This is a genomic window from Bacteroides sp. Ga6A2 (assembly GCF_000702225.1).
In the GTDB taxonomy this organism is placed as follows: domain Bacteria; phylum Bacteroidota; class Bacteroidia; order Bacteroidales; family Bacteroidaceae; genus Ga6A1.
Genome location: NZ_JNKX01000033.1, coordinates 1 through 14,346 on the forward strand (window position 1 = coordinate 1; position 14,346 = coordinate 14,346).

The 14,346-nt window shown below is 45.0% G+C and carries 17 protein-coding genes and 1 pseudogene; 8 read left to right on the forward strand and 10 right to left on the reverse strand.

Features of this window, described 5'->3' with window-relative positions; all coding sequences use genetic code 11:
* The 5 genes and pseudogenes from T538_RS0109270 to T538_RS0109290 form a co-directional block, all read right to left on the reverse strand.
* Positions 1-221, reverse strand: a pseudogene (locus T538_RS0109270) (IS982 family transposase); the annotation flags it as partial.
* A 29-nt stretch (positions 222-250) separates the two neighbouring features.
* Positions 251-766: a DUF975 family protein gene (locus T538_RS17735; protein WP_081834931.1), complete on the reverse strand. Its 516-nt coding sequence runs from the start codon at positions 764-766 to the stop codon at positions 251-253.
* A 27-nt stretch (positions 767-793) separates the two neighbouring features.
* The gene (locus tag T538_RS0109280; protein WP_031533487.1) at positions 794-973 is read right to left on the reverse strand and encodes a hypothetical protein; all 180 of its coding nucleotides are present in this window, start codon (positions 971-973) and stop codon (positions 794-796) included.
* Positions 974-1,073: 100 nt separating this feature from the next.
* Positions 1,074-1,871, reverse strand: a complete 798-nt coding sequence (locus T538_RS17740) for a DUF975 family protein (protein WP_031533489.1) — start codon at positions 1,869-1,871, stop codon at positions 1,074-1,076.
* A gap of 69 nt (positions 1,872-1,940) precedes the next feature.
* Positions 1,941-2,549, reverse strand: a complete 609-nt coding sequence (locus tag T538_RS0109290) for a DUF975 family protein (protein WP_031541076.1) — start codon at positions 2,547-2,549, stop codon at positions 1,941-1,943.
* Positions 2,550-3,168: 619 nt separating this feature from the next.
* Between T538_RS0109290 and trpB the strand changes: the two genes are divergently transcribed.
* The 7 genes from trpB to trpA are packed head-to-tail and all read left to right on the forward strand — an operon-like array spanning position 3,169 to position 9,591.
* Positions 3,169-4,374: a tryptophan synthase subunit beta gene (gene trpB / locus T538_RS0109300; RefSeq protein ID WP_031533493.1), complete on the forward strand. Its 1,206-nt coding sequence runs from the start codon at positions 3,169-3,171 to the stop codon at positions 4,372-4,374.
* Between the two features lie 13 nt (positions 4,375-4,387).
* Positions 4,388-5,782, forward strand: coding sequence for an anthranilate synthase component I family protein (locus T538_RS0109305; RefSeq protein WP_031533494.1), 1,395 nt, complete (start codon positions 4,388-4,390; stop codon positions 5,780-5,782).
* Positions 5,783-5,808: 26 nt separating this feature from the next.
* A complete protein-coding gene (locus tag T538_RS0109310; protein WP_031533495.1) occupies positions 5,809-6,372 on the forward strand; it encodes an anthranilate synthase component II in 564 nt (187 codons plus the stop codon).
* Positions 6,373-6,388: 16 nt separating this feature from the next.
* On the forward strand, positions 6,389-7,384 hold the full coding sequence (gene trpD, locus T538_RS0109315; RefSeq protein WP_031533496.1) for an anthranilate phosphoribosyltransferase: 996 nt from the start codon (positions 6,389-6,391) through the stop codon (positions 7,382-7,384).
* Positions 7,385-7,386: 2 nt separating this feature from the next.
* Positions 7,387-8,184, forward strand: coding sequence for an indole-3-glycerol phosphate synthase TrpC (gene trpC, locus T538_RS0109320; RefSeq protein WP_031533498.1), 798 nt, complete (start codon positions 7,387-7,389; stop codon positions 8,182-8,184).
* Positions 8,185-8,187: 3 nt separating this feature from the next.
* The gene (locus T538_RS0109325; RefSeq protein ID WP_031533499.1) at positions 8,188-8,793 is read left to right on the forward strand and encodes a phosphoribosylanthranilate isomerase; all 606 of its coding nucleotides are present in this window, start codon (positions 8,188-8,190) and stop codon (positions 8,791-8,793) included.
* 24 nt (positions 8,794-8,817) lie between these two features.
* Positions 8,818-9,591: a tryptophan synthase subunit alpha gene (gene trpA, locus T538_RS0109330; RefSeq protein WP_031533501.1), complete on the forward strand. Its 774-nt coding sequence runs from the start codon at positions 8,818-8,820 to the stop codon at positions 9,589-9,591.
* Positions 9,592-9,672: 81 nt separating this feature from the next.
* Here trpA and T538_RS0109335 read toward each other — a convergent pair whose 3' ends face one another.
* From T538_RS0109335 to T538_RS0109355, 5 genes are all read right to left on the reverse strand, one after another.
* Positions 9,673-10,656 carry a DUF3089 domain-containing protein gene (locus T538_RS0109335; RefSeq protein ID WP_051655998.1) on the reverse strand — a complete coding sequence of 328 codons (984 nt, stop codon included), beginning with the start codon at positions 10,654-10,656 and terminating at the stop codon, positions 9,673-9,675.
* A 116-nt stretch (positions 10,657-10,772) separates the two neighbouring features.
* Positions 10,773-11,270 carry a NimIJ family nitroimidazole resistance protein gene (locus T538_RS0109340; protein WP_031533503.1) on the reverse strand — a complete coding sequence of 166 codons (498 nt, stop codon included), beginning with the start codon at positions 11,268-11,270 and terminating at the stop codon, positions 10,773-10,775.
* Positions 11,271-11,273: 3 nt separating this feature from the next.
* The gene (locus T538_RS0109345; protein WP_031533504.1) at positions 11,274-11,597 is read right to left on the reverse strand and encodes a DMT family transporter; all 324 of its coding nucleotides are present in this window, start codon (positions 11,595-11,597) and stop codon (positions 11,274-11,276) included.
* Positions 11,598-11,970: 373 nt separating this feature from the next.
* On the reverse strand, positions 11,971-12,783 hold the full coding sequence (thiD, locus tag T538_RS0109350) for a bifunctional hydroxymethylpyrimidine kinase/phosphomethylpyrimidine kinase (protein WP_031533505.1): 813 nt from the start codon (positions 12,781-12,783) through the stop codon (positions 11,971-11,973).
* 73 nt (positions 12,784-12,856) lie between these two features.
* Positions 12,857-13,642, reverse strand: a complete 786-nt coding sequence (locus tag T538_RS0109355) for a GIN domain-containing protein (RefSeq protein WP_081834932.1) — start codon at positions 13,640-13,642, stop codon at positions 12,857-12,859.
* Positions 13,643-13,780: 138 nt separating this feature from the next.
* Between T538_RS0109355 and T538_RS0109360 the strand changes: the two genes are divergently transcribed.
* Complete coding sequence (locus T538_RS0109360; RefSeq protein ID WP_034538973.1) at positions 13,781-14,305, forward strand: S-ribosylhomocysteine lyase; 525 nt, start codon at positions 13,781-13,783, stop codon at positions 14,303-14,305.
* The last annotated feature ends 41 nt before the right edge of the window (positions 14,306-14,346 follow it).

A 14,346-nucleotide genomic window follows, 5' to 3' on the forward strand; every position in this document is an offset into this window, starting at 1 on the left:
CTGAGATAATACTCCTTGAAGTTCTTGTATGTGCCAAAATGATAGCATACGAGGATGGTCATAATCTCGCTTTCGGAGAGTCTTCCCTTACGGTTTCTGTGACGTTTTCCGCTGCCGTCTTTGGATGGCAGACGAAGGTTTTTCTTCAATTCCTCGTTCAAATTCTTGTCAAACTCGTCGATAATACAGAAAATTTCTGTAACTTTGTCTCTGGTAATCATTGCTATTATATTTTGTAACTTGTTTGTTTTCAACTATAAAGATACAAATAAATAGCGAGATTACCAACTTTTATTTGACTTTTCTTATCCCGAACTGGCGTATGTATGTACGGATAGAGCCACAGCCATCCAATGCCAAGCGGAATGGTTGCCAAGACAGCCCATTTCAAAAACAAAAGATGAAGGCAAAACAATTCCATCTTGCGACCGCTCATCATAGCACAACTTAAATTGATGGCTTCATCTGCTCCGATGCCCGGATTATCTCTTACAATATACGGAACAAAGATATAAGAGTAGTACTTGACCACCGCAGGAAAGAAAAACAACATAGCCCACAAGGCAAGATAAAAGAATCGGAGAAACGAAGCCCAGCAGATACTATAAGAACGAATCTTCCTTATTTTAAGCGTTGTATCCCTTCCTCTGAGATTGTCGAGGGAAATACCGTCAATACCAAAATCGAGGATAAATAAAGAAAATATGAAGCCGGCAAACGCAAGCATTATAGGAATTAGGAAAAACACAGCAAAAAGAAACGCCATACTCTCTATAAATTAAGACTAAAACAATCAGAAAACGGTTTTTCCTGTTACTAAATGAAAGATCATAAATGCCAAATACAGCATCGGAACAAGGAACACTAATGCCATGTTTAAAAAGAGCACAAAAGCCAACAATGCAGCCTTGTTCCACTTACCTTTCATGGCTGAAAGGGCTATATCTTTATAAAACTGCGGATGTCTTTCCATATTTTCTGATATAAAATCACGGCTTTACAGATTTCTTTTTCTATGAAACTATAAAGCCGTGACAATTATTTGGTTATTAAACTGATATCATTACTTTACGTCAAAACTTCATCTCTGAAGAAGATGCAGAAGTTGTTGTTGAATATTCTTTTTTCTCCTCCAAAAGATCTTCATAGAAAAGAGCCTGGGCACACTCAACAATTGGCATAAGATAAAATACACCTATTACCACCCCCAACATAATGAGTCCATAAAACAATAATAATAGCAAAATAGACACAATACTATATCCAGAAGAAATCGAAGCATAACAGATAAAAACACCTATTCCTGCAACAAGCATCAATAGAATCCACCACCATAAAATATGCAAGTGAACCAAGAACATCTCAAATTTATGTCCCTTCATCATAGAACGACTCATATCTATGGCAGAATTTGCGCTAATACCTGGATTTTCCCAGACAATATAAGGAGTAAGAATATACGAATATGCCTTGATTATTCCAGGAACAAAAAGCAAACAAGCCCACAAAATCGTATATAGATTTCTCAAAATTGCAACTGCCATCCTATCATAGCCATCTGCAAAAGCTCTCTCTATTAGCAGGGAATTCTTATGTCTCACAAAACCAATGAACGACATTGAGATTCCAAAGGCGAAAGGAACATATATAAAACTTGCAATTATTCTTTCTGCTATATTTACCACACCTCCACCAATTTCTCCATAGGCAGCCATAGCGCCAATAGAAACCACGGTTATAATAAGGCCAAAGACAAAACCAACAATGAGTTGCAATACAAGATATGCAAGCATCATCAAAATAGCACTACCCCACTTTCCACTTAGTTCAGCCAAAGCACAAGCCTTGTATCCTTCAACTGGTTTAATCATACAACTTTATTTTTGTAAAAGCCAGCAATACTATACGTTTTGCTGGCTTAAATATTCATTTACTAATAATTAAATCTGCTTCTGTTCTATTTCAGAAGTAATGTTACCCTCATTCAGGAGAGACTGATAAAAATCAGCCTTAGCTGTTTCAATATAAGATGTCAAGACATAAAAACCTATACCACATGTAAACCATGCCAAAAACCACCATCCTATAAACGTAAGGTAAAGCCAGAATAACTCCAACTTATGTCCACTCATCATCTTCTTACTTGCCTCTATCGCAGCATCTGCACCGATTCCCGGATTATCATGAACAATATACGAAGTCATTGAATAAGAATATGACTTTACAATTGCGGGAACAACAAACAAAAGAGACCACAATAGAAGATAAACAAACTTCAAAGCTGCTGCTCCAAAATATTTTCCATAATAATTGAACAAATCACCAAATTCAAAAGCTCTTTCATCCTTTCGCAAACATTTAAGAAAAGATATCTCAAAAGCCATATGTACAGGAAGAACCAACACTAATCCTGCTAATGGGAGACACAAAGAAAATAAGATCAAGAAAAAAATAATCACCCCAAACAGGAAACAATAAATAGAAGCTGTCGCCCATCGATTTGACAAGGCAGCACGCGCTGCCTCTCTGTTTTCACAAGCTTGTTTCATACGAAAATAATAAATTAAAAGTTAATTGTTATAAAATATTTCTGCGAAAATAACGCTTTTCTTAATAATGAACAAGAATAAAACATGAAAAAATGTTAAATTATATTTCAAAATAACATCATTTGGCTACGAAGGCAACATCGGCAGATGCAGAATTTTACTCTGAAAGCCGAAAGCGTTTGAACAGATAAATCAGCCATACATCACACAAATTCCGCAAAAGACAAACAGACACAAAATTTAAGTAATCGGCGTCATTTTGGCATCGTCAACTACATTCGTAGTTAAATATATAATGTATATATAGCAAAATGAACTAAAAATACATCTCAAACAAAAAAAATCGCTTTTTTGTTTGGCGGTTTGATGATAATCTGTAACTTTGCAATCGAATTAAACAACAATTTACAACAGAAAGAATCATGCAGTTTACAGTTAATACATATTGGTGGTGGCGCTCTCAGACTTCAAACGGTCGTGAGTCACAGCCTTGTATATATAAGTAAACTGTTTTTCAGGATATTACAAAGAAGGCTTGTCGTACTTGCGGCAAGCCTTCTTTCTTGTTTAAGACAAACCGAGACAATAGTAAAAACAACAATAAAAAACAAAATAGAATATGAAAACATATCAGGTTGACGAGAATGGTTTCTACGGAGAGTTTGGCGGTGCCTACATTCCCGAAATCCTCTACAAGACGGTTAAAGACCTCGAGGCGGCTTATCTGCCGATAATCGAGAGCGAAGAGTTCAAGAAAGAGTACCACTCATTGCTTAAAGACTATGTTGGCCGCCCTTCGCCACTATACTACGCAAACAGACTGAGCAACAAGTACGGCTGCCACATCTATCTTAAGCGCGAAGACCTGAACCACACGGGAGCACACAAGATTAACAATGCCATCGGTCAGATTCTGCTGGCAAAGAAAATGGGCAAGACCCGCATCATTGCCGAGACAGGAGCCGGACAGCACGGCGTGGCAACCGCTACCGTTTGCGCGCTTATGAATATGCCTTGCCGCGTTTACATGGGCGCACTCGATGTTGAGCGTCAGCATGTTAACGTAGAAAGAATGAAGATGCTGGGCGCAGAGGTGTTCCCTGTTCAGAGCGGAAACAAGACGCTGAAAGACGCTACTAACGAGGCAATCCGCGACTGGTGCTGCCACCCTTCCGACACTTTTTACATAATCGGCTCAACAGTCGGCCCTCATCCTTATCCCGACATGGTGGCTCGCCTGCAGAGCGTTATTTCAGAAGAGATAAAATGGCAGATTAAGGAGAAAACAGGACGCGACTATCCAGACTATCTGATGGCATGCGTGGGCGGAGGCTCGAACGCTGCCGGAACAATATACCACTACATCGACGACGAGCGAGTAAAGATAATCCTGTCGGAGGCCGGCGGAATGGGCATCGACACGAAGGAGACAGCCGCATCAATAACCATCGGAACACCTGGAATTTTGCACGGCTCGCGCATAAAACTGATGCAGACTGAGGACGGACAAATCATTGAGCCTTACTCAATCTCTGCCGGACTCGACTATCCGGGCACAGGACCGCTGCATTGCAATCTTGCAGACAAGGGACGCGCCAAGGTAATTCCTGTAAACGACGATGAGGCTCTGCGCGCAGCATTCGAACTTACACGCCTCGAAGGAATCATTCCGGCTCTTGAAAGTTCGCACGCACTTGGCGCGCTGCCAAAAGTAAAGAACATTTTCAAGCCCGACGACGTGGTGGTGCTTACCGTGAGCGGACGAGGCGACAAGGATTTGGCAACTTACTTGGCTCACAAAGACGACGAAGGTATTAACGACTAAACAACAACACACAATGTACAAATATCACACAGCCAGCAAAACAATACTCGGCGACCTTAACACGCCGGTATCAACATATCTGAAGGTTCGAGACGCCTATCCACAGTCGGTTCTGATGGAAAGTTCGGACTACCACGGAGGCGAGAACAGCAAATCGTTCATCGGACTTCACCCAATCGCACAGGTAAGCATAGAGCACGGCACGGGAAAAATAAAGTTCCCCGACGGAACTCAGACTGAGCACAAAATTGACGAGAACTACGGTTCGGCTCAAGTTATAAACGAGTTTCTCGATGCCTTCGAGATTACAGGCGATAACAGCAACTACTGCGGATTGTATGGCTACACATCGTTCAATGCCGTAAGATATTTCGAGAATATCAACGTCAAGGACGAGACTCTTGAGAAGAACGATGCACCCGACCTTCTTTACATTCTATATAAGGATGTCATTGTTTTCGACCACTTCAACAACCAGCTGACAATCATCGAGTTGCTTGCCGACGGCGAAGAGGATGACCTCGACGTTCTGGAGCGCGACATTACTCAACGTCCTTATCAGGCCTACGGTTTCCGCCCTGTGGGAGACTTCTGGAGCACTCTTACCGACGATGAGCATCGCGAGAATATCCGCAAGGGTATTGCCCATTGTCTGAGAGGCGATGTATTCCAGATTGTTCTTTCACGCCGATTCAAACAGAGATACGAGGGCGACGACTTCAAACTGTATCGCGCCCTGCGAAGCATCAACCCAAGCCCTTACCTTTTCTACTTCGACTTTGGCGGATTCAGAATCTTCGGTTCATCGCCCGAGACCCATTGTCGAATTGAGGGTAACAAGGCATACATCGACCCTATTGCCGGAACAACCAAGCGCACAGGCGATGCCGAGCAGGACCGTAAGAATGCCGAATATCTGCAAAAAGACCCTAAGGAGAATGCCGAGCACGTTATGCTTGTAGACCTTGCCCGAAACGACCTTAGCCGCAACTGTCACAACGTTCATGTTGAATTCTACAAAGACATGCAGTTCTACAGCCACGTCATCCATCTTGTGAGCCGCGTTTGCGGAGAACTCGACAATGATGCCGACCCAATTCAGGCATTCATCGACACCTTCCCTGCCGGCACTCTGAGCGGCGCGCCAAAGGTAAGAGCAATGCAACTTATAAGCGAGTACGAGCCTCATAACCGCGGAGCATATGGCGGCTGCATCGGTTTCATAGGCTTTAACCGAAGCCTTAACCAGGCAATAACCATCCGCACATTTGTCAGCCGCAACAACGAACTGTGGTTTCAGGCTGGCGGCGGCATAGTTGCAAAGAGCGACGTTGAATACGAACTTCAGGAGGTAAACAACAAACTCGGAGCACTACGCAAGGCTATTGCAATGGCAGAGAAACTATAAGAAAACAACTACAAACCATAGGCACAATGAAAATTGTAATAATAGATAATTACGACTCGTTTACATATAATCTGAGCCACTTGGTAAAGGAATTGGGCGCAGAAGTAACGGTTTTCCGCAACGACAAGTTCGAACTGAAACAACTTGAGGCGTTCGATAAGATAATACTCTCGCCCGGACCGGGAATCCCAAGCGAGGCTGGTCTGCTGCTCGATGTAATAAAGACCTATGCCGGAAAAAAGCCAATCCTTGGCGTGTGCCTCGGACATCAGGCTATAGGCGAAAGTTTCGGCAGCAGCCTTACAAACCTCAGTTCGGTATTCCACGGCGTGGCAACACCATCTACTACGATTGCCGACGACTATCTCTTCGAGAATCTGCCTAAGACATTCGAGGTTGGCAGATACCACTCTTGGGTGGTAGACAAGGAGAATCTGGCAGACTGTCTTGAAGTAACCTCGGTGAGCGATGAAGGTTACATTATGTCACTCCGCCACAAGCAGTTCGACATACGCGGAATTCAGTATCACCCGGAGAGTGTTCTTACTCCCGACGGAAAGACAATTTTGAAAAACTGGTTAAATCATTAAAAACACAACACACATTATGAAAAAATATCTATTAAGACTGATTGAGGGTGACATTCTGTCGCAGGAAGACACCCACAACATAATGCTCAACATCATCAGCGAACAGTACAACGAGCATCAGATTGCAGCCTTGCTGATGGCTTTGCAGACACGCGGCGTAAGCGTTGACGAACTACTTGGCTTCCGTCAGGCTCTTCTTGAAACCGGAAAGTACATCAATTTTGAGGATTTGAACACGCTCGACATCGTTGGAACAGGCGGCGACGGAAAAAACTCCTTCAACATCTCAACCTGTTCGGCATTCGTAATTGCCGGTGCAGGCTACAAAGTAAGCAAGCACGGAAACGGCGGCTCATCGTCGGTTAGCGGCGCAAGCAACGTTCTGCAAGGACACGGAGTAAAATTCACCGATGACGAGAGCAAATTGCGCCGAAGCATCGAAGAGTCCGGCATCTGCTACTTCCACGCGCCACTCTTTGCCTACGGAATGAAGTTCGTTGGTCCTACAAGAAAGGCTCTCGGCGTGCCGACATGCTTCAACCTGCTCGGTCCGTTGGTAAATCCTTGTCATCCAAAGAATTCGCTTCACGGAACGGCAAACCAGAGCCAGATGCGACTCTACACCAACATTCACCAGAAAATTGGCGACAACTACGGAGTTATTACAAGTTACGATGGCTACGACGAGATTTCGCTCACAAGCGGATTCAAAATCTGTACAAACAACTTCGAAAAGGTTTATACTCCAAAGGAACTTGGTCTGAACTACGTTGAGCAGAGCGAAATCTACGGCGGCGAAACGGCAGAAGAGGCAATGAAGATTTTCGATGCCGTGCTCGACGGAACAGCCACAGAGAGCCAGAAAAACGTAGTGATTGCAAACGCTGCATGTGGAATAAGCATCATGGAGAAGAATCTGTCGATGGAAGAAACAATCGCAATAGCGCGCGAATCGCTCGAAAGCGGAAAGGCTCTTGCCACATTGAAGAAATTCATTGAGATAAACTCTTGATTATGAAAGATATCCTAAGCGAAATATGTGCATACAAGCGCATCGAAGTTGCCAAACAGAAAGAAGCCGTGCCGTTCGACACCATTGTTGAGATGGCAGGTAAACTGATGGCTGAAGACGGCAGTCCGATACGCTCGATGCGAGGCTCGCTCGAAGAATCGAAAAGCGGAATCATTGCCGAGTTCAAGCGCAAATCGCCGTCGAAAGGCTGGATTAAGGAAGACGGCAAGCCCGAAATCATTCCGCCATCATACTCAGAAAACGGCGCGGCGGCACTCTCAATCCTAACCGACGAGAATTACTTCGGAGGCAGTATGGCGTTTCTGAAAACAGCGCGCAAACTGGTCGAAACGCCTATTCTGCGCAAGGATTTCATCATAGACGAATATCAGCTTTATCAGGCTAAGATAATCGGAGCCGACGCAGTTCTGCTCATCGCCGCCGACCTTACAAAGGACGAATGTAGGAATCTGGCACACACGGCGCACGAACTTCAACTCGAAACGCTACTCGAGATACACAGCGAAAGCGAACTGGAATATGTTGGCGACTGCATCGACATGGTTGGAGTGAACAACCGCAACCTCGGCACATTCCACACCGACGTGCAGAACTCGTTCAGACTATCCGAACTTCTGCCAAAAGACATGCTCCGCGTGTCGGAAAGCGGAATTTCGAATCCCGACACGGTGAACGAACTGAGACAGGCAGGATTCAGAGGCTTCCTCATCGGCGAGAATTTCATGAAGACAGAAAATCCGGGCGCGGCACTTGCCGAGTTCATCTCAAAAATAAGATAAGCCATGATTCGTAAGGTATGCGGAATGCGCGAGGCTCAGAACATTCGCGACGTTGAGGCTTTGGGCATTGACTGGATGGGCTTCATCTTTTGGGAGAAGACAAAACGAAACGTTGCACATAAACCCGACTATCTGCCCGAGAAATGCAAGCGCGTGGGCGTATTTGTCGATGCCGACATCGATTTCATCGAGCAGAAGCAGAAAGATTTCGGGCTGAATATCATTCAGTTGCACGGAAATGAATCGCCCGAATTCTGCAATATGGTGAAGAAAAGACTCGGCACAACGGTAATGAAGGCTTTCAGTTTCAAAACTGCTGAAGATGTTGCAAAAACCAACGAATATGAAGGTGCGTGCGACTACTTTCTGTTCGACACTCCCACCCCAAACGCAGGAGGAAGCGGCAAGATGTTCGACTGGTCGCTGCTCGAGAGTTACAAGGGCAACACGCCGTTCATACTCAGCGGCGGAATAGGCATCGGTAGCGTGGAGGCTCTGAAAGCATTCAGTCATAACAAATGGGCAGGAATCGACGTAAACAGCAAATTCGAGGTCGAACCGGCATTAAAAGACGTCGAATTGCTCCGCTCATTCTTCGAATCACTTTAACAAGACAAGAAAATCTTAAAAATTATGAACAGGATAAATCAACTTTTCAGTAGCAAGAAGGAGAACATTCTTTCAATCTACTTCTGTGCAGGACATCCTACACTCGACGGAACGGTTAACACGATAGAACAGTTGGAGAAAAAGGGCATCGACATGATTGAAATCGGAATCCCTTTCAGCGACCCAATGGCAGACGGTCCTGTTATTCAGGATGCTGCAACAAAGGCTCTGCGCAACGGAATGTCGCTCCGTCTGCTGTTCGGCCAACTGAATGACATTCGTAAGAGCGTTAACATCCCGCTCGTGCTGATGGGCTATCTCAACCCAATCTATCAGTACGGACTGGAGAAATTCTTTGCCGACTGCGCCACAATCGGCATCGACGGCGTGATAATCCCCGACCTTCCGTTCAAGGACTATCAGGAAACAGTAAAGCCGATTGCCGACAAGAACGACGTTCGCACCATCATGCTGATAACTCCGGAAACGAGCGACGACCGAATCCGCTTCATCGATGAAAACACAAACGGATTCATCTACATGGTTTCGTCAGCAGCCACAACGGGCGCGCAGAAGGAGTTCGACGCGTCAAAGCAGGCTTACTTCAACAAGGTTAATGCCATGAGCCTGAAAAATCCGCGAATGATTGGCTTCGGCATTAGCAACAAACAGACTCTCGAGAGTGCGCAGAAAAATGCCGCCGGCGCAATCATCGGCAGCCGCTTCGTGACGCTGTTCGACCAACTTCAAGACCCTGCCAAGGCTATCGACCAACTTCTCGAAGACTTAAAGCACTGACAACACAAATACATCGAAGATAGCATCTGTAAAGATGAGAAGAAAGCGTTCTGCCGTCATAGCAGAACGCTTTCATTTAATTCATTTGTTTAGCCATCGCGCTGCCCGAACCTGCATATTCTCGCGCAGTTGGTCGCGATAAAGCCAGATTTCGCGCGAGTGGTAGTTGCCCTCCTTGCCAATGAGCGGCAGAACATAGTCGGTTGCCGAGAAACCATCGACAAGCAGAAGATTCGAAACCGTATCGAGCGTAACCGTAAGATTATCTTTCTTTTGCTGATTCAGAGGGATGAAAGGCGACGGCTCAGTAACAAGATTAGCTGGAGTGGCATCGGTTCGCCAGTTCACAGGATTGATGCAGACAGTACTACGCGGAAAGATGGCGCACGAAGCATCGCGCACCGAATTGTAACAGATAGTTACACCAACATCGTCGGCTCGCTGTGCAGGACGTATTTGATTGCACTCGTCGAGCATCTTCTGCGGTATGCTCGCCCCGATTATGTAGGCGGCAATCATCCTATTGCTAACAGAATCGTCCATCTGGCGCATCAGTTCGAGAGCAATCATAGCACCTTGACTGAATCCGGCAAGAATGAACGGACGACCTTTATTTTCGTGTCTCAGATAATAGTCGAACGCCTTGCGCACATCGTCGGTAGCCAACGGCAGTCGCGCCGCCGTAAGACTATCGTTCACGAACGACTGGAGCGAGCATTGTCGATAGTATGGCGAGTAGAAATTAAATTTCCCGTCCAGCAAATCGTCCACGCCCTTCATCTCACTTAGCATCGGTGCACGAAGGCTGTCAGCGTACGTATCGGCATAATGGCAGATTTCGTTCATCGACAGAGAATAGTCGCCCGTCTCGGTGGAAATTATGTAAAAAATATCGGCTTCTCCCCCACGGTTAGTCATGTACCACTGCGACGCGTCGGCATAGTCGGGCTGCTGCGGAATAATCTCGCGTTGCGCCGTCACGCCACCATGTTCAGCGCACGAAGCGAAGAATATTATTCCGCAAAGCAGAAAAGCAAATATGGAACAGAAATTTGTTCTTCTCATAGTATTCTTGCGTTATATTCGTTGAGCGCAAAGATAGACAAGAAATCGCGAAAACAACACAAAAGTACAAAAAAATAGAGGTCGAATTACTGACTGGGAAAAACGACCTCTATTTTTTATTGTTTCCTTGCCTTCATCAACTCAACCGCCTCTTTTCCTGTCAGGTGCTCGATGTCGAATCTGATTGCAAGCATGCGAGAAAATCCGCTCTCAATCTCCTTCGCCAAGCCCTCCTCATCATTTGGATTATAGTGTTTGCCGAGAAGTCTTATTATTTCCATCTTTTCTGCCTCATCTTCAACGATATGTATCCGTCCGAAAGCAATCACGCTTCGGAAGAAAGTTGTGTACTTTTCGGGGCGAACCTCGTCTTTCTCGACAACACAAAAAGAAGCCTTGTCGTGCTTGCGTATTGCATCAATCTTATGTCCACTCAAAGCACTATGGAAATACAGCCGTCCGTCGTTATAAACAAAACTTATCGGGACGGCATAGGGATAATCCTCATCGCCCAGCAACGCCAATGTTCCTGCGGTTGCCGTTTTCAAAATTCTAATACTTTCCTCGTCTGAAAGTTGCTGGCGTTTACGCCTCATTTCTCTGAAATTTTCCATATTTTATGATAGTATTTTTAGTCCGATAACCGATGCTACGAGCGTTGCAATGAAGAATAATCGCCAAAATGTGACAGGCTCACCAAATACGAAAATGCCGACAAGCACCGTGCCAGCAGCGCCAATGCCAGTCCATACAACATAAGCCGTACCAATAGGAATCGTCCGCGTGGCACACGCAAGCAAAATCATACTGAGAACCGTGAACAAAAGGAATCCGCCCCACCATGCCCAAAATTCAAAACCTGCTACGGCCTTTGCACGACCTATGCAATAGGTAAATCCTACTTCGCACAGTCCAGCAACAAATAAAAAAATCCAGTTCATAAAAATAACCTTACAGTCTGTTTGAGGGCTGCAAGACTATCTCGGCGACTCCTTCTAAGACGATGCAAAAATACTATTTTTCCGTAAAACAATCACATTTTATGTTGGAGAATTCAGAAGAATTTACTGTTCTCTCAATGGTCGTTTACTGCCGAATTCGATATTTCGTCAGAACTGAATGTGCTTGTTGCTGATCTTTTGCATCCTCGAAAATGTGAAGTGTATTCATGAACAAAAACGTGACATCACAACAGCAAAGACATCTTACGTTTTTTCCACATAGTTTAATCTTTATGATATAACATAAGTCTGGAACATTTCTTTGCAACAATATTCCAGACTTATGTTCTTATCCATCTCACAATCAGCAAGATTACATATTAAATTTATAAAAATGGTTTACCGGGCCGAAACCGTGACCAATCTCATAATCAGCCCCGGCAATGATGGCAGAGTTGATGTAGTCTTTCGCCAATTTTGCCGACTCGGTAAGCGAACAGCCCTTTGCCAACATACTTGCAAATGCCGACGACATTGTGCAGCCCGTTCCGTGAGTGTTTCGCGTCTCGATGCGAACCGAAGGCAGCTCAACGACCTCGCCTTCCTCGGCATTACAGAAGATGTCGACAAGTCTATCCTCAGTCAAGTGTCCGGCTTTCAGAAGTACTGATGTGCCACATCTTTCGGCAAGGACACGAGCGGCATCCTTCAAATCCGATTGTCTGTCGAGTTTCGCTCCGCCAAGCAGAATCTCAGCCTCTGGAATATTCGGCGTAATAACGCGACTCATCGGCATCAAGCCCGAAACGAGGCTCTCAATGGCATTCTCCTCAATCAGCCTATGTCCCGAAGTAGAAACCATCACGGGGTCGAGAACGATATTCTGCACGCCATACTTCTGCAAAACTTGGACAACGGCATCGGCAACCTCGGCAGAATGTAACATTCCAATCTTTACGGCATCTACGCCGATGTCCTCTATAACCGCCTCAATCTGCTGGGTTATAACCTCTACCGGAATGGCGTGAACAGCCTTTACGCCGAGCGTATTCTGCACCGTTACGGCGGTGATTGCCGATGCAGCATAGCATCCGCACGCCGAAATTGTCTTTATATCTGCCTGAATGCCAGCGCCACCGCCAGAATCGCTTCCGGCGATGGTAAGAACTCTTCTGTATTTTTTCATTGCATCATCTTGTTTTTTCAGACCACAAAGATAATACTAATTAGCCGAAAGACATAAGAATCGTGGCTGAGATTTACATTTTCATCAGTTTGCTAACATTTATGTCGCCACTGCCTGTTACGCGCTTGCTAAATTTGCGAGCCTTTCCGGCAAGTTCAACATCGCCGCTACCTGTTACAGAAACTGAGACATCGTAACTTGCAATATATTTGCATTTTACATCACCACTACCTGTAACAGACACTTCTGCACCGTTGGCTCTAACATCGTTTGCATAGATGGTGCCGCTGCCCGTTACGCTCATCTTTATTTTCGTTGCCACAACCTTCTGCAACTTAACCTCGCCGCTGCCACTTACCGATGTTTTAAGTTCGTCAACCTTCAACTGGTCTCTTACATCGAGGTCGCCGCTGCCTGTAACCGAAAAATCCTTTACGGTTGGCGACTGGACATAGACAACAAGTCCGCTCAAATCAACATCTTTGCTGAAAAACGGGAACTTTATGCCATCATTATCAATATAAACGCTTAGTTTGCCGTTCTTTACCTGAGTCTTTACGCAGGCAACAGCATCTTTCTTGCCAACAACCTTAACGCTGTACCGAGAACCTTGCGTGTAAACGATGTTTATGCTTCCGAGAAGACAGACGCTGCTGAACGTGCCCACATTTCTGACCTGGCTTATGCGGTTGTTGCCCGACGGCTCGGAAGAATCATTGCTTGAAAAATACGGGCTGTCAATCTCGCCCGAAAAAAAATCAGTAGACTTGTCTCCGCCATTTGCAAATGCGAACATTCGTGCCGCAGGAAGCATTACCAGTACTAAAACAGACAATAGATAAACGAGTAAATTTTTCATGTTATGTATTTTTTAATGTTTTCTGTGCATTAGACGCAACAACTATATGGTAACGTTGCAGCAAAACAAATATTTTTTTTACTTTTGCACAAATATTTGTAAAAGAAACGCATATTTAAACAAAATTTTATTGAAATAATGGAGACAATACCAAGTTTTGCGGTTGATCACACCAACTTGCGCCCGGGAATCTACATCTCAAGACAAGATTCAGTAGGAGACGAATTCATCACTACATACGATATCCGAATGACCGGTCCGAACCAAGAACCGGCTCTCGCACCTGCTGCCATTCACACCATCGAGCACATCGTTGCAACATATCTGCGCAACAACGACGAGTGGAAGGATAACGTAATATACTGGGGACCAATGGGATGCCTTACCGGAAACTATCTCATTCTGAAAGGCAATTATCCTTGCGAGCAGATTCGCAGTCTGATGATTGAAGCGTTTCAGTATGTAGCCGACTACGACGACAATCAGAACGCCGTTCCGGGAACAACAGCTGCAACCTGCGGAAACTATCTGATGCACGACCTTCCGATGGCAAAATGGGAAGCAAAGAGATACGTTCAGCGACTGAAAAACGAATTCTGCTGCGTATATCCGGGAGTTGAGCGACCAACCGACAACAATGGTCTGCAATTCTTCGACGCTTAACAACACTTTTTATTATAACGTAAAATGGACTTGAACGCATT

Excerpts from the sequence above, each read along its gene's own strand:
- T538_RS0109340 (WP_031533503.1), bottom strand. The coding sequence starts at position 11,270 with ATGGAAAATTTCAGAGAAATGAGGCGTAAACGCCAGCAACTTTCAGAC.
- trpB (WP_031533493.1), top strand. The coding sequence starts at position 3,169 with ATGAAAACATATCAGGTTGACGAGAATGGTTTCTACGGAGAGTTTGGC.
- T538_RS0109360 (WP_034538973.1), top strand. The coding sequence starts at position 13,781 with ATGGAGACAATACCAAGTTTTGCGGTTGATCACACCAACTTGCGCCCG.
- T538_RS0109335 (WP_051655998.1), bottom strand. The coding sequence starts at position 10,656 with ATGAGAAGAACAAATTTCTGTTCCATATTTGCTTTTCTGCTTTGCGGA.
- T538_RS0109345 (WP_031533504.1), bottom strand. The coding sequence starts at position 11,597 with ATGAACTGGATTTTTTTATTTGTTGCTGGACTGTGCGAAGTAGGATTT.
- thiD (WP_031533505.1), bottom strand. The coding sequence starts at position 12,783 with ATGAAAAAATACAGAAGAGTTCTTACCATCGCCGGAAGCGATTCTGGC.
- T538_RS17735 (WP_081834931.1), bottom strand. The coding sequence starts at position 766 with ATGGCGTTTCTTTTTGCTGTGTTTTTCCTAATTCCTATAATGCTTGCG.
- T538_RS0109290 (WP_031541076.1), bottom strand. The coding sequence starts at position 2,549 with ATGAAACAAGCTTGTGAAAACAGAGAGGCAGCGCGTGCTGCCTTGTCA.
- T538_RS0109310 (WP_031533495.1), top strand. The coding sequence starts at position 5,809 with ATGAAAATTGTAATAATAGATAATTACGACTCGTTTACATATAATCTG.
- T538_RS17740 (WP_031533489.1), bottom strand. The coding sequence starts at position 1,871 with ATGATTAAACCAGTTGAAGGATACAAGGCTTGTGCTTTGGCTGAACTA.
- trpC (WP_031533498.1), top strand. The coding sequence starts at position 7,387 with ATGAAAGATATCCTAAGCGAAATATGTGCATACAAGCGCATCGAAGTT.
- trpD (WP_031533496.1), top strand. The coding sequence starts at position 6,389 with ATGAAAAAATATCTATTAAGACTGATTGAGGGTGACATTCTGTCGCAG.
- T538_RS0109325 (WP_031533499.1), top strand. The coding sequence starts at position 8,188 with ATGATTCGTAAGGTATGCGGAATGCGCGAGGCTCAGAACATTCGCGAC.
- T538_RS0109355 (WP_081834932.1), bottom strand. The coding sequence starts at position 13,642 with ATGAAAAATTTACTCGTTTATCTATTGTCTGTTTTAGTACTGGTAATG.
- T538_RS0109305 (WP_031533494.1), top strand. The coding sequence starts at position 4,388 with ATGTACAAATATCACACAGCCAGCAAAACAATACTCGGCGACCTTAAC.
- trpA (WP_031533501.1), top strand. The coding sequence starts at position 8,818 with ATGAACAGGATAAATCAACTTTTCAGTAGCAAGAAGGAGAACATTCTT.
- T538_RS0109280 (WP_031533487.1), bottom strand. The coding sequence starts at position 973 with ATGGAAAGACATCCGCAGTTTTATAAAGATATAGCCCTTTCAGCCATG.